The sequence below is a fragment of the Luedemannella helvata genome, from assembly GCF_039528415.1.
GTDB lineage: Bacteria > Actinomycetota > Actinomycetes > Mycobacteriales > Micromonosporaceae > Luedemannella > Luedemannella helvata.
In genome coordinates this window covers 50,595-64,540 of sequence record NZ_BAAALS010000024.1, presented here as the reverse complement: position 1 = coordinate 64,540, position 13,946 = coordinate 50,595, and the positions used below count along the sequence as shown (strand labels likewise).

Here is a 13,946-nt window from a genome sequence, read left to right as displayed (position 1 = left end):
TACATATGATTTGTTGATCAGATGGATGGCGGGAAGGATGGCGCATGGCCATCGAGGTGGGGATCGCGCTGGGCATCTCCGGCAGCGATCCGGAAACACTGCTGGACCTGGCGCGGCAGGCGGAGTCGGCCGCGCTGAGCCTCGTGGTGATCCAGGGCGGGGAAGATCAAGGGCTGGATCCGTGGACGACCGCCGTCTGGCTGGCCGGCCGGACCAGACACATCCCGATCGGGGTGGCCCCCGCACCGGTCACGGCCGATCCAGCCGACCCGGAGCAGGCGTACCCGGCGATAGTCGCGAAGGCGCACCGGAGCCTGGACATACTGGTCGGCACCAGGCTGATCACCGGGGAATCCGGCTGGGTCGTCGCGCCAGCGGACGCCACCGCCGACCAGCTCCGCAGCCTGGCCGCGGCCGGCACCCCCGTCGTCGTACCCGCGCGGTCCCGCGAGGACGTTGACCGTCTCGCCGAACTCGTCGGCGGCGACGGTGCCTCGAAGGAGCGATCGGCGGCGGTCCGGGCACGCCGCCGCGAGGGCATCGACTACGACCACGTCCCGGCGTCGTTGGCGGACGTCGCTATCGAGCCCGGTGACGCGGCGTACCGCAGCGTCGCGTCGACCTATCTCAGGGGCGGCTCGCCCGGACTCGTCCTGCGCCCCCGTACGCCCGCCGAGGTCGCGGACGCCATCGCGTTCGCCCGCCGCCACCGGCACCTGCCCCTCGGCGTACGAAGCGGCGGCCACGGGATCAGCGGCCGCTCCACCAACGACGGTGGGCTGGTGATCGACGTCGGCGCGCTCAACACGATCGAGATCCTCGACGCTGGGCGGCGGCTCGTGCGCATCGGGCCGGGCGCCACCTGGAAGCAGGTCGCGGCGGCGCTGGACCCGTACGGCTGGGCGCTCGGCTCCGGCGACTACGGCGGCGTCGGGGTCGGCGGGCTGGCCACCGCGGGCGGCATCGGGTTCCTGTCACGCAGGTACGGCCTCACGATCGACCGGCTCCGCGCGGTCGAGCTGGTCCTGGCGGACGGCAGCCCGGTACGGGCGACCACGGCGGACAACCCCGACCTGTTCTGGGCCGTACGGGGAGCCGGCGCCAACTTCGGCGTGGCCACGGCGTTCGAGTTCGAGGCCAGCGACGTGCGCGAGGTCGGCTGGGCCCAACTGGCGCTCGTCAGCACCGACCTCGAGGCCAGCCTGCGCCGCTTCGGCGAACTGGCGAGCGCGGCCCCTCGGGACACCACCGTGTTCCTGGTGACCGGGCGGCCCCGCCAGGGTCAGTCCGTGATCCAGCTGTACGCGATGGTCGACCAGCGCGACCCCGAGATCATCGTCGAGCGGCTTACCCCGTTCACCGAGCTGGGCCTGCTCGCCCAGCAGCAGGTCGTGCTCACCTCGTACGCCGACGTCATGGGCCTGGCCGGTGACGTCGGCGCCGAGGGCCACCAGGGCGTGGGCGAGCCGGTCGCCCGGTCGGCCTTCCTGCCGGAGCTCACCGACGCGTTCGCCCGCGACGCCGCCCGGCTGCTGCGCCTCGGGCTGGTCTACTTCTTCCAGCTGCGCACGATGGGCGGGGCGATCGCCGACGTACCGACCGGGGAGACCGCGTTCGCGCACCGTACGCCGGCGTTTCAGGTCACCGCGATGGGCGGGGACCAGGCCAGGCTGAACACCGCGTGGGACGGGCTCGCCGGCCACTTCGACGGCCTCTACCTCAGCTTCGATACCGACGTACGGCCGCAGCGCCTGCGCGACGCGTTCCCGCCGCCCGTACTCGCCCGGCTGCGGGACCTGAAGCGCCGCTACGACCCCGACAACCTGTTCCGGGACAACTTCGCCATCGACCCGGACCCCATTGAGGAGCACACCCGATGACCGACTACGGACACGACCTCCTGTTCGGCCTGTTCGTGACACCCAGCGCGACAAACGCCCAGCACGTACTGGACCTGGCGGTGACCGCCGACCGGGCCGGCCTGGACCTCGTCACGTTCCAGGACCATCCGTACCAGCCGGCGTTCCTGGACACCTGGACGCTGCTGTCGTACGCCGCCGCGCGTACCGAACGGGTGCGGCTCAGCGGCAACGTGCTCAGCCTGCCGCTACGGCCGCCGGCCGTCCTCGCCCGCGCCGCGGCCTCGCTCGACATCCTCAGCGGCGGCCGCTTCGAGCTCGGCCTCGGCGCGGGTGCGTTCTGGGACGCCATCGCCGCCATGGGCGGGCGGCGGCTCACCGCGAGCCAGGCCGTCGACGCCCTCCGCGAAGCCATCGCGATCATCCGCGACCTGTGGAACACGGAGGCCACCGGCCGGGTACGCCACGAGGGCCCGTACTACCCGATGGCCGGCGCGAAGCGGGGACCCAGGCCCGCCCACGACATCGACATCTGGGTCGGCGCCTACAAGCCCAGGATGCTGGCGCTCACCGGCGCGGTCGCCGACGGCTGGCTGCCGACTCTGGATTACCTGCCCGAAGGCGTCGCTTCGCTGCCCGGCCTCAACGCGCGCATCGACGAGGCCGCGACGCGGGCCGGGCGTGACCCGGCGGCGGTGCGTCGGTTGATGAACTTCATGAACGTACGGTTCTCCCCCACGTCCCAGGGCATGCTCGACGGCCCGCCCGGCCAGTGGGTGGAGCAGCTCGCCGACCTCGCCCTCACCCACGGCATCACCGCCTTCATCGTCGGCGGCGACGACCCCGCCGTCGCCGAGCGGCTCGCCGCGGAGGTCGCCCCGGCGGTCCGGGACCTCGTCCGGCGCGAGCGAGGCTGAGACGAGAACCTGAGGCCTGGCATCGCCAGGTCCGGACGCTCTCCGCGACAACGGTGGCGGACAGCGTCCGACCGAAACCACCTTCCAGGCACGTACGGGTCAAATGTCACCGTTACACGCGTTCGGAAACGAAACACCGAGCACAATCTGAAGCTGCTCGGTGGTCCTTGACCAATCTCGATCAGTAAACGGGCTTGGGCGTGATGGGAGTTCGTTATGCCGCTGTTGAACGGGACATACGGCTATGGCCTGATCACCAAGTCTCTGCACTGGCTGACGGTCATGCTCGTCGCCGCCCAGTTTGTCGTCGGGTACACGATGGTCGCCGGCGCTGGCGGCGGCCCTGGCCGGGGAGGCGACAGTTCGCCGGTCGAGCCCGACCGGCGGGGGGAGGGTGGTGAGCGCTTCCCGGATGGCGTGCGTCCCCCATTCGGGGAGCCTGCCCCATTCGGTGAGCGTCCCTCGGACGGCGTGGGTTTTCCGGGCGGCGAACGCTTCGGGGAGCGTGGCGGCCTGCTGCCCGTTCATGTGATGCTGGGTTTGTTGATCATCGCCGTGGCGCTGGTACGACTCGCCTGGCGTCGGGCGACGCCGCTTCCACCGTGGGCGCCGCACCTGACCGCGGGCGAACGCCGCTGGCTGCACGCGAGCGAGGTCTCGTTGCTGACGATGCTGATCGTCATGCCCGCGACCGGGCTTCTGCTGGTGTTCGTGGGCGGCGGCCTGGTACCGCTGCACATCGCGGCGCACGTCCTGTTCTTCGTGGCCCTGGCCGCCCATGTCGGGCTCGTCGCGCGGCGCAGGCTGCTGCGCCGCATGCTGTGATCACCCGACACAACGCTCATGATCGGTGGATTGGTCTGCTGTCCCGGCTCAGGGCGCGTACTGGACCCGGACCGTGGTGTGCACGACCGGCCGGCCGTCGACGCCAAGGCTCGACATGGTGAGCGTCGAGGTCGTGTCCGACTCGGCCACGCTGCTGATCTCGGCGGTCTGCCCGCAGAACAACGGCCGGTGGTTGCGGTGTTCCACGACGACCACCCGGCGCTCCGGCTCCCCCAGCCGTACCGTCTCCAGCAGGGCGAGGGTCATCAGCGGGCCGTGCACGACCAGCCCCGGATAGCCCTCGACACCGGTGGCGTACGGCCAGTCGTAATGGATGCGGTGCCCGTTGGCCGTGGCGGCGCTGAACCGGGTCAGCAGCCGGGGATCGGTACGCAGGCGCCAGGTGCCGTCGCCGGTGCTGTCGAGGAGCCCGGACACCAAGTCGGGTTGCGGCAGCGGTTCGCGCGCCGCGGTCGTCGTCGCGCCGGGTCCGGCGGCCCGCCGGTAGATGATGTCCTGGGTTTCCAGCACGGCGAGGCGCCCGTCGGTACCGGTCAGCTGGGTCTCGACCGTGACCAGCGTGAACTCGCCCTGCCGGCCGCTCTTGCGGGTCTGCGACAGCACCCGGACGGTGCGGTGCACGGTGTCGCCGACGGTCAGCGGCGACACCAGCCGGACCGTGCCGCCGGCGAACATCCGGCGCGGGAAGCCCGGCGGATGCGGGGGTACGCCGTGGACCGGGTGGCCGTCCGGACCCACGTCGCCGGCCGCCGGCCATCTCGGCAGGGCCACCCAGTGCCACAACGGCGGGAGGGGATCGCCGGCGTGCGGGGTCGGTAGCCCGTCGTCGAGCAGCCCGGCGAACGTGTGCACCGGCGCCGGCTGGACGGTCTCGGCAACGGTGACCGGTTGCGGCGGACGTGACGCGTCCGGTGCCGCCGGGGTGCCCGACGGCCCGGTCACGACGGCACCTGCGCGCGGTACCAGTCGACGATGGCCCCCGGTCCGGCGAACGTCACATCGGGGTCGGCGGCCAGCTCGTCGAGCAGGGTCATCAGGCCCCGGACCCGGTGCGGTACGCCGAGCAGATGCGGATGCAGCGGCAGGGCCAGCACCCGGGCACCCCGGCCCGCCTCGGCCTTGAGGACGGCCACGGTCTCGCGGACCCGCCGCTGGTACTCGGGCATCGGCTGCCGCTCGACCGCGATGACGACGCTGTCGTTGAGTTCCAGGTTGTACGGCAGCGCCAGCAGCGGCGGTTCGGTGCTCATCCACAGGGGATAGTCGGCCACCGACCAGTCGAGCACGTACTCGACGCCGAGTTCGGCCAGCACCTGCGGGGTGCGCATGGTCTCGGCCAGGCCGGGGCCCATCCAGCCGCGGGGGCGTACCCCGGTGCCCTCGGTCAGCATGCGCATCGACGCCTCGATGACCTCACGCTCGTCGGCGGCGCCGGTGACCGACTCCTGGCGTACCCCGTGGGCGATGAACTCCCACCCGGTCCGCAGCAGCAGGTCGAACACGGCGGGATAGTCGTCGCGGATGGCGGCGTTGACGCTGAGCCCGACCGGCAGGCCACGCTCGACGCACCCGGTGACCAGCCGCTCGACGCCGGCCCGCAGGCCGTAGTCGACCCAACTGAAGTTCGGCACGTCGGGTACGTCGTCGCGGCCGTGCGGCCCGGTGAGCACCTTGCGGGGCATCGGCCGGTCGAACGGCCAGGACTCCACGTTGAGTACCGGCATCACGATCAGTCCGGCGCCGGCCATCGGGGCCAGCGGCGGCAGGGCCGCCGGCAACGCGTGCGGGATCCACGACATGTTCTGCTCCTCCAACGCGGGCCGGATCAGCCCCAGGTCTGCCCGCCGTCGACGGTCAGGCAGGTGGCCACGATGTGCGCGGCCCGGGGCGAGACGAGGTAGACGGCGGCGGCGCCGATGTCGCCCGGGTCGGCGGGGTGCCCCACCGGGATACTGGCCGCGAGCTTCGCTGCCGCGGCCGTCCCGTCGACCCCGGCGGCCGCCGCCTGGTACGCCACGAGCGCGTCGTACCGGGCGGTGCGGGTCGGGCCGGGATGCAGCCCGACCACCCCGATCCCCTCGGGGGCGAGCAGCCGGCCGGCGCTGGCGACGAGCCCGCTCAACGCGGCGTTGATGGCGGTCGAGGTCACCATTCCGGTGGGGGCGTCCCGCGCGGCGTTGCCGGCGATGACGACGATCCGGCCGCCAGCGCCGCCGGCGCGCATCAGGTCGGCGGCCACCCGCATCGCCCGGACCGAGGCCAGGAACTTGGTGGTGAAGGCGACCTGCCAGACGTCGTCGTCGATCTCGTCGAAGGTGCCGATGGGGGTCGAGCCCACGCACGCCACGAGGCCGGCCAGGCCGCCCTGCCGCTCGGCCGCCTCGCGCAGGGCGGCGAGCCCGGCGGGGGCGGTCATGTCCCCGACCACGGTCTCCACCTGCGGCGACCCGTGGGCGCGCAGTTGCCCGGCGACCTCCGCCAGCTCGTCGGCGCCGTTGGAGGCGAGCAGCAGCCGCGCGCCGGCCGCGGCCAGTTCGGTCGCCACCGCCCGGCCGATACCGGCTCCGGCGCCCGTGACCGCGACAAGGCGGCCGTTCAGCAGCAGGTCCATCAGTGTTCCTCCCAGATCGCGGTGAGATCGTCGGTGCCGCACACCACGGCGTACCGGTGACGGGCCGTCTCCAGCGCCGCGTCGTGCAGCTGCGGCGACCAGGAGCCGCACGCGTCCTCGGGGAGGACCACGTAGTAGTCGGCGCTGAACGCCTCGCGGGCGGTCGCCTCGACACACACGTTGGTGGAGACCCCGGCGCACACCACCGTGCGGATGCCCGCCGAGCGCAGCACGAGGTCCAGGTTGGTGCCGGCGAACGCGCTGTACCGGTATTTCTGCACCACCACATCGGTACCGGTCGGCGCCAGCTCGTCGATGATCTGCTGTCCCCAGCTGCCCTGCACGCACAGGTCGGTCACCGAGAACGTGGCGCGGGAGCGGGCGTCCAGCCACGGGCCGGAGTCGCTGAGGTGCTCGGGCAGGGTGGTGTGCTGGGCGTGCACGACCAGTACGCCGGCCGCGCGGGCGGCGTCGAGCAGCCGGCGCATCACCGGGATCACCCGGCGGGCGTGCTCCAGCGACCGGCCACCCCGTACCGCGGTCTTGCCCTGCGGGCTCAGGAAGTCGTTGCACATGTCGACCAGCACCAGCGCGGTGTGTCCGGGGTGGACCTTCGCGGCCAGGGTGCTGAGGACCTCCGGGGCGCTCACGCCGGGCCCGCCAGCGTGAACAGGCCGTCCACCCGCTCCGCCGGCCCCGCCAGCGTGAACAGGTCGTCCACCCGCTCCGCCGCGTCCAGCGTCATCGCGGCCCGCCACAGCTGCTCCGCGCGGCCGCCGAGCACCGGTGCGGCCAACAGCCGGAATTTGTCGGCCAGCTGGGCATCGGTCATCGGCGCCGCCACGCTGCCGGTGGCGTGCTCGATCACGAACTCGTGCCGGCCGCCGGCCCGGTCCAGGACCTCCACCCGGCAGGCGTCCTTGGGCATCTGCGGGTCGGTGCGCGCCTCGACCCGGCGGCGCAGCTCCACCACGGCCGGGTCGGTGGCGCGGGCGTCGCTGTACTGGGCCGGCCCGGCGCCGCCGTCCAGCAGCCCCACCGCGAAGCAGTGGTACACGGAGAACTTGCTCTGCAGGCCGTCGCGCGGCGCCGCGACGCCCATCACCTCCAAAACCACAGGGCGTACGGTCGCCACCACCCGGTCGATGTCGGCGGCGGTGAGCCCGGCGGCCCGGACGGCGATGGCGGCGTCGATCACGGGGTGGCTGACGATCCCGCAGCTGTACGGCTTGAACGCGTTGTCCTCGATCTCCCACGCGCTGCCCAGCCCGGCCACCGCCGCATCGGGGTCGTACCCGGGGCTGAGGGCCCACCGCAGGCCGCCCGCGGCGCCGAACGGGTCGGGCGCGCCGGTGAGCCCAGCCCGGGCCAGCAGCGCCGCCTGCAACCCGTCGGCGGCGGACCGGCCGACGTGCAGCGCCTTGGTCATCGAGCCCAGCTGTTCGGTCACGCCGCTGGCGAGGTCACCGGCGATCGCCAGCGCCTGCGCGGTCTGCGCGGCGGTGAGCCGCAGCACCCGGGCGGCCGCCGCGGCGGCCGCGACGTGCCCCACCGTACCGGTGACGTGCCAGCCGCGGTCGAAGTGGCCGGGGCCCAGCGCGATGCCGAGCCGGCTGCCCACCTCGACCCCCGCGACCACGCCGGCGAGCACCTCCGCCCCGGACGCCCGCGCCACCTGCGCGGCGGCGAGAGCGGCGGCCACCACCGGCGCCCCGGGGTGCAGGACAGTACGCAGGTGCGTGTCGTCGAAGTCCTCCACGTGCATCGCGTACCCCATGAGCAGCGCCGCCGCGTACGGCGACACCCGCTCGGGGCGCCCGAGCGCGCGGGCGTTGCCGTGCAGGCCCAACTCGCGCAGGGTGGCGGCGACGAGTTCGACCGCGGGGTGTCGCGCCGCGTCGACGGCGAGCCCCACCACGTTGGCCAGGGTGCGCCGGCCCGCGTGGCGTGCCGCCTCGGGCAGGTCCGCCAGGCTGAGGGCGCTGGCGAACCGGGCGAACTGGTCGGCCAGGTCCGCGGCGCCGTCCGGGCCGGTCGGGTTGGCGGGAGCTTGTCCGCTGTCGGGCACCGGCGGGGTCGGCGGGGCATCGAGGACGTACCAGACCGTGCCGAACCCGTCCAGCAGGCCGGCGGCGGCATCGCGCTCGCCGTACGCGTTGAGCAGCCCTCTGGGACCTTCGAGGGCGGTCGGGGATCCGGTCACGCCCTGGCGGCCCAGGGTCGCGGCGAGTACGCCGGCCGCCGCCGCGAACCCGGCGTGCAGACCGCCCAGCGGGGTGCCGGCGTGTACCCGGTGTCCACAGGTGAGGCTCGCGGAGATGGCGACGGCCGACGCGAGTTGGCCGGTGTCGGCGCCGCCGGCGAGGCCGGCGGTGACCGCCGCGCCGATCGCACCGACCCGGCCGGGGGCGTCCCAGGCCGCGGCCACCGGGCCGCGCAGCGCTACCGCGAGGCGGTGGGCGATCTCCGCGCCGATGAGCGCCGCGTCCACGGCCCGGTCACCCTGGGCGGGTTGCCCGGCCAGGGCCGCCGCGACGAGCCGCCACGGCCAGGGCGCGGCGGAGGGGCTGCGCGCCGCGTGCCGCAGCGCCCGGGTGAGCGGGTCGGCCGCCGCGACGGCGTCGCCAGCAGTGTCGTCACCCGCCGCGGTGTCGCCGAAGGCGGCGGCACGGATCGCGGCGTCCACTGTGGCGTCCGCCGTCGTGACCGCTGCGGTGGCCGCGCCGCCTGCCGTCCGTTCCGTGGGGCGGCAGGCCGCGAGCGCGGCGGACGCGGCGGCACGTGCCTCGGCGCCGACTCCCTCGGTGTGGAGTCGGAGAGCGACGGTGGCGAACTGCGATGCGATCAATGAACACCCCTACCATAGCCTGATACCTGAGTTAGGTTAGCTATTCAGGCACAGCATGTCTATGGTCGGGTGGAAGGATCGGCGCAGCTCACCCCTTGGCGGCGGCGCCCAGACCGGCCCGCAGCGTCTCCCCGATGGTCGAATCGCTCCTGACGCCGACGAAGAAGGCGAAGACCACGAGTGCGGCCTGCCGCTGGTCGTCGGTGAGCTGGCGGTGGAAGAGCTGGGCGTGCGCCTGCACCAGGTCATTGATCTCGGCGAGCACCGGACCGGCCTCCGGCGTGGCCACCACCCGGATCATCCGCCGGTCCTCGTCGGTGCGCTGGCGCCGCACCAGCCCGCGGTCCTCCAGGTCCCGCACCAGGCGGGAGGCGAACGCCGGCACGATGTCCAGCCGCTCGGCGAGCTGGTTGACCGCGAGCGGCTGGTCCCCCGCGCCGAAGATCTGGATCAGCGCCTGGTGGGCCAGCGGATCGAAGCCGCGCTCGCGGGCCACATCGTCGACGATCCGGACCACCTTGCGGATGACGTACCGGGCGGTGGCGACGGCCTGCACGTACGCCTTCTGGTCGGTGATCCCGTCCCGCCCGGTCTGTGCCCAGGCAGCCAGCGCGACCTCGGTCTCGTTCAACGCGGTTCCTCTCGACAGCCAACGAAACGCCGCTGTTGAGTAACATACCCCGGTTAGTTTTCCTGCGGCGCTCAGCTCCGGTCGCGGGTCATCTGGGCGTCCACCAGCACCGGGCGCCGCTCGTCGCGCACGATCGACGCCGCCCGGCGCAGGGTGGCCGGCAGGTCGGCCGCGTCCCGTACCGGGCCGAACGCCTCGACACCCTGGGCCCGGGCCAGGCCGGCGAAGTCCACGTCCGGGTCGGTGATGTCGATGCCCACCGCCACGTCCGTGTCCCGGCCACGCTGGTGCCGGATCTCCGTCTGGTGCATCCGGTCCTGGTTGTACGTGCGGTTGTTGGCCATCACCACGAGCATCGGCAGCCGCAGGTTCGCGGCCGTCCACAGCGACGAGGCGGTGTAGAGGAAGTCCCCGTCGGACTGGATGTCGACGACCAGCGTGTCGTCGTCGCGGTGGGCCAGCGCGCAGCCCATCGCCGCCGGTACGCCGTAACCGAGCCCGCCACCACCGGAGATGCCCAGGTAACAGTTCCACCCGGCCATGTCCCAGGCGCGGCGGGTGTTGCCGTAGAGGGCGCCGAAGGCGAGCTGCCATGGGCCGTCGCTGACCGCCTCGAAGGTCTCGGCGGCGAGCCGGGCCGGCCCGAACTCCCCCGCGTCGCGGCGGACCTTCGCCCGCCACATCGCCGGTGTGGTCGCCTGCGCGGTCAGCCGCGCGGTGCGCGCCGCGGCCCGCTCGACCGCGGCCGGGTCCGCGCCGGCCAGCTCGGTCACCATCTGCGCCAGGCGCGGCAGGGCGAGCGTGGCGTCACCGGTGAGCACCGCCTCGATCCGGTCCCAGGCGGCTGCCGAGCGGTCCACCGGGGCCCGCTCGACCAGCGCCGCGCCGGAGAGTACGAAGACCCGCGCGCCGGGCCGGGGCAGCCAGGCGAAGTCCCGCTCGGCCACGTCGGTACGGCCGAGGGCGAAGTACGGGTCACGTACGTCGACCGCGAGCACCACGTCGGCCTCGGCCAGCGCCGCGTGGTGGCGGCCGGTGGCGTCGGCCCAGTGGGTGTTCGGGAAGTTGTGCCGGGCGCCCAGGTCGACCACGCCCGCACCGAGCCGCTCGGCGAGCGCGATCAGCGCGTGGTACGCCGCCTCGCTGCGGCCCGCGTTGTCCGCCAGCAGCAGCGGCCGTTCGGCCCCTACCAGCGCCTCGGCCAGTGGCGCGAGATCGGCGTCGGCGACGGTCGGGGTGGTGTGCCGGGCCAGGGCGGTCTCCGGCGCCCACAGCGGGTTGGCCGCGAGCGGGTCGGGCCACCGGCCCTCCTGCAGGCCGGCGTCCAGGGCCACGTAGACCGGCGCCTGCGGGAACGAGACCGTGGCGTTGTACGCCCGGGCGAGGCTGTGCGGGACGGCGGCGAGGCTGGTCGGCGCGTCGTCCCACTTGGTGAAGTCGCGCACCAGCGCGGCCTGGTCGCGGGCCGCGTGGATCCAGTCGATCCACGGCCGGCGCCGGGTGGCGTCCGCCGGTCCCGCGCCACCGACCACCAGCATCGGGACCTGGTCGAGGAAGGCGTTGAACAGGGCCATCGAGCCGGTCTGCAGGCCCACGAGGTTGTGCAGGGCCACGCCCATCGGCCGGCCGGTGGTCTTGGCGTACCCGTGCGCCATCCCCACCGCCACGTTCTCGTGCAGCGTCAGCACCAGCTCGGGCCGGCCGGCCCGGACCAGCGAGTCGTGGAAGCCCCGCAGGGTGGCCCCCGGGTTGATCGCCACGTGCCCGATGCCGAGCCGGGCGAGGGTCTCGACCATCAGGTCACTGCCGTACCGGGTCTGATCCGCCATGCCGGTCACGCTTCCAATCCGTTGCGGCTGATGAGCTGCCTTACGATGACGTTGCGCTGGATCTCGTTCGTGCCCTCACCGACGATCATCAGCGGGGCGTCGCGGAAGTACCGTTCCACGTCGAACTCGGTGGAGTAGCCGTATCCGCCGTGCACCCGTACCGCGTCCAGCGCGATCTGCATCGCGGCCTCCGAGGCGAACAGCTTGGCCATGCCCGCCTCGAGGTCGCAGCGCTGGCCGGACTCGGCGCGTTCGGCCGCGTGGAGCACGAGTTGGCGGGCGGCGGTCAGCTTGGTGGCCATGTCGGCCAGGTAGTTGCCGATCGACTGGTGTTTCCAGATGGGTACGCCGAACGACGAGCGCTCCTGCGCGTAGCGCAGCGCGTCCTCGAACGCGGCCCGCCCGACGCCGAGCGCCCGGGCGGCCACCTGGATGCGCCCGGTCTCCAGCCCGGTCATCATCTGCGCGAAGCCGTACCCGGGCCGGCCGCCGAGGACGGCGTCGGCCGGCGCCACGTACCCGTCGAACGACAGCTCGCAGCTCTCGACGCCCTTGTACCCGAGCTTGGGCAGATCGCGGGAGACCGTGAGTCCCGGCCCGTGCTCGACCAGCAGGACGCTCACCCCGCGGTGGGCGGGCGTGGCGGCCGGGTCGGTCTTGCACAGCAGCGCGATGAGCCCGGAGCGCCGCGCGTTGCTGATCCAGGTCTTCGCGCCGGTGATCACGTAGTGGTCGCCGTCCGGCCGGGCCGTGGTGGTCATGGCCCGCAGGTCCGAGCCACCGCCCGGCTCGGTCAGCGCCATCGTGGCGCGCAGCGCGCCGGTCGCCATGTCGGGCAGGTACCGGTTGCGCTGCTCGTCCGTGCCGAAGGCGAGCAGCAGCTTGGCCACCACGGTGTGCCCGCCCATCGCCCCGGCCAGGCTCATCCAGCCGCGTGCCAGCTCCTCGGTGACCATGGCGTAGCACGGCATGGAGACGCGGGTGCCGCCGTACTCCTCCGGGATGGCGAGGCCGAAGATGCCCAGCTCCTTCATCGTCTCGATGAGGGCCTCGGGGTACTCGTTGGCGTGCTCCAGCTCGCGGACGACCGGCCGGACCTCGCGGTCGACGAAGTCGCGTACGACGTCGACGATCGCCTGTTCTTCCGCGCTCAAGGTGGTCACGATGCTTCCTTCCGGTCTGTGGTGTTCACACGACTCCGTCGGCACGCAACGCCGCTATCTGGTCGGGATCGCGGCCGATCTCGGCGAGTACCGCGTCCGTGTGCTCGCCGATGTCCGGCACCGGACCGAGGTACGCCTCGGTTCCGCTGACCACGGCGGGTGGCAGCAGCGCACTCACGTCGCCGCCCGGCGTGGCCACGGTGCGCCACCGGTCGCGCTCGGCCAGCACGGGGTGGGCCAGGAAGTCCTCGACGGTGTTGAGCCGGGAGTTGGCGATGCCGGCCCGGTCGAGCAGCCCCCGCACGGCCGGGCCGGCCAGCGCGGCCAGCCGCTCGGCGATGATCCGGTCGAGGTCGCCCCGGTGCGCGACCCGGCTCGCGTTGCTGGCGAAACGCGGGTCGTCGGCCAGTGCGGGCACTCCCAGCACGACCTCGCAGAAGGTGCGCCACTCCCGGTCGTGCTGGATGGCCAGCAGTACGGTCGTGCCGTCGCCGGCCGGGTACGGGCCGTACGGCGCGATCGTGGCGTGTGCCGCGCCGACCCGCTCGGGCTGCCGGCCGCCGTACCGGGTGTAGTAGGCGGGCTGCCCCATCCACTCGGCGAGCGCGTCGAACAGCGACACCTGCACGGCCGGGGCGGTACCGGTGGTGGCCCGGGTGTAGAGGGCGGTGAGGATGCCGCTGTAGGCGTACATGCCGGCGGCGATGTCGGCGATCGAGATGCCCACCTTCGCCACCTGCTCGGCGGTACCGGTCAGCGACACGAGCCCGGTCTCGAACTGGACGAGCAGGTCGTACGCCTTGCGGTGGGCCCACGGACCGTCGGCGCCGAAGCCGGAGATGTCGCAGACGATCAGGTCCGGGTACCGCTCGCGCAGCCTGTCGGCGTCGAGCCCGAGCCGGCCCGCGGCGCCGGGGGCGAGGTTCTGCACGAACACGTCCGCGCGGGACAGCAGGTCGTGCAGGACGGCCGAGCCGGCGGGCCGCTTCACGTCCAGCGTCAGCGACTCCTTGGACCGGTTGAGCCAGACGAAGTAGCTGGACTGGCCGTGCACGGACTCGTCGTAGCGGCGGGCGAAGTCACCGCCGCCGGGTCGCTCGATCTTGATAACCCGCGCGCCGAGGTCGGCGAGCTGGCGGGTGGCGAACGGAGCCGCCACCGCCTGTTCGAGGCTGATCACGGTGACACCGTCAAGCGGTCGCGGCACGGCACATCCTCACGGCTACCTCAGTGAAGTTAGCA

At 73.2% G+C, this 13,946-nt stretch carries 12 protein-coding genes; 3 read left to right on the top strand and 9 right to left on the bottom strand.

Annotated features, from left to right (window positions below):
* Positions 1-44 precede the first annotated feature (44 nt).
* The 3 genes from ABD191_RS21775 to ABD191_RS21765 all read left to right on the top strand — a co-directional run bounded on the left by ABD191_RS21775 (position 45) and on the right by ABD191_RS21765 (position 3,601).
* Positions 45-1,880 (top strand): FAD-binding protein, encoded by a 1,836-nt coding sequence (locus ABD191_RS21775; protein WP_344085104.1) that lies wholly within the window; start codon positions 45-47, stop codon positions 1,878-1,880.
* Positions 1,877-2,776 carry an LLM class flavin-dependent oxidoreductase gene (locus ABD191_RS21770; protein ID WP_344085101.1) on the top strand — a complete coding sequence of 300 codons (900 nt, stop codon included), beginning with the start codon at positions 1,877-1,879 and terminating at the stop codon, positions 2,774-2,776. Before ABD191_RS21775 ends, ABD191_RS21770 begins: the two co-directional genes overlap by 4 nt.
* Positions 2,777-2,992: 216 nt before the next feature.
* Complete coding sequence (locus tag ABD191_RS21765; protein ID WP_344085098.1) at positions 2,993-3,601, top strand: cytochrome b; 609 nt, start codon at positions 2,993-2,995, stop codon at positions 3,599-3,601.
* Positions 3,602-3,649: 48 nt separating this feature from the next.
* Here ABD191_RS21765 and ABD191_RS21760 read toward each other — a convergent pair whose 3' ends face one another.
* The 9 genes from ABD191_RS21760 to ABD191_RS21720 form a co-directional block, all read right to left on the bottom strand.
* Complete coding sequence (locus ABD191_RS21760) at positions 3,650-4,564, bottom strand: FAS1-like dehydratase domain-containing protein (RefSeq protein WP_344085095.1); 915 nt, start codon at positions 4,562-4,564, stop codon at positions 3,650-3,652.
* On the bottom strand, positions 4,561-5,421 hold the full coding sequence (locus tag ABD191_RS21755; protein ID WP_344085093.1) for a polysaccharide deacetylase family protein: 861 nt from the start codon (positions 5,419-5,421) through the stop codon (positions 4,561-4,563). Before ABD191_RS21755 ends, ABD191_RS21760 begins: the two co-directional genes overlap by 4 nt.
* 26 nt (positions 5,422-5,447) lie before the next feature.
* Positions 5,448-6,233 carry an SDR family NAD(P)-dependent oxidoreductase gene (locus ABD191_RS21750; protein ID WP_344085091.1) on the bottom strand — a complete coding sequence of 262 codons (786 nt, stop codon included), beginning with the start codon at positions 6,231-6,233 and terminating at the stop codon, positions 5,448-5,450.
* Positions 6,233-6,883, bottom strand: a complete 651-nt coding sequence (locus tag ABD191_RS21745) for a cysteine hydrolase family protein (protein ID WP_344085088.1) — start codon at positions 6,881-6,883, stop codon at positions 6,233-6,235. Before ABD191_RS21745 ends, ABD191_RS21750 begins: the two co-directional genes overlap by 1 nt.
* Positions 6,880-9,081 (bottom strand): MmgE/PrpD family protein, encoded by a 2,202-nt coding sequence (locus ABD191_RS21740; protein WP_344085085.1) that lies wholly within the window; start codon positions 9,079-9,081, stop codon positions 6,880-6,882. The genes ABD191_RS21745 and ABD191_RS21740 overlap by 4 nt, the downstream gene beginning before the upstream one ends.
* Before the next feature lie 88 nt (positions 9,082-9,169).
* Positions 9,170-9,712 carry a MarR family winged helix-turn-helix transcriptional regulator gene (locus ABD191_RS21735; protein WP_344085082.1) on the bottom strand — a complete coding sequence of 181 codons (543 nt, stop codon included), beginning with the start codon at positions 9,710-9,712 and terminating at the stop codon, positions 9,170-9,172.
* Positions 9,713-9,783: 71 nt separating this feature from the next.
* Positions 9,784-11,541, bottom strand: a complete 1,758-nt coding sequence (locus ABD191_RS21730) for a thiamine pyrophosphate-binding protein (RefSeq protein ID WP_344085079.1) — start codon at positions 11,539-11,541, stop codon at positions 9,784-9,786.
* A 5-nt stretch (positions 11,542-11,546) separates the two neighbouring features.
* Positions 11,547-12,704 (bottom strand): acyl-CoA dehydrogenase family protein, encoded by a 1,158-nt coding sequence (locus ABD191_RS21725; RefSeq protein ID WP_344085076.1) that lies wholly within the window; start codon positions 12,702-12,704, stop codon positions 11,547-11,549.
* A 25-nt stretch (positions 12,705-12,729) separates the two neighbouring features.
* A complete protein-coding gene (locus ABD191_RS21720) occupies positions 12,730-13,911 on the bottom strand; it encodes a CaiB/BaiF CoA transferase family protein (RefSeq protein ID WP_344085073.1) in 1,182 nt (393 codons plus the stop codon).
* Positions 13,912-13,946: the final 35 nt, after the last annotated feature.

Excerpts from the sequence above, each read along its gene's own strand:
- ABD191_RS21775 (WP_344085104.1), top strand. The coding sequence starts at position 45 with ATGGCCATCGAGGTGGGGATCGCGCTGGGCATCTCCGGCAGCGATCCG.
- ABD191_RS21770 (WP_344085101.1), top strand. The coding sequence starts at position 1,877 with ATGACCGACTACGGACACGACCTCCTGTTCGGCCTGTTCGTGACACCC.
- ABD191_RS21765 (WP_344085098.1), top strand. The coding sequence starts at position 2,993 with ATGCCGCTGTTGAACGGGACATACGGCTATGGCCTGATCACCAAGTCT.
- ABD191_RS21755 (WP_344085093.1), bottom strand. The coding sequence starts at position 5,421 with ATGTCGTGGATCCCGCACGCGTTGCCGGCGGCCCTGCCGCCGCTGGCC.
- ABD191_RS21750 (WP_344085091.1), bottom strand. The coding sequence starts at position 6,233 with ATGGACCTGCTGCTGAACGGCCGCCTTGTCGCGGTCACGGGCGCCGGA.
- ABD191_RS21730 (WP_344085079.1), bottom strand. The coding sequence starts at position 11,541 with ATGGCGGATCAGACCCGGTACGGCAGTGACCTGATGGTCGAGACCCTC.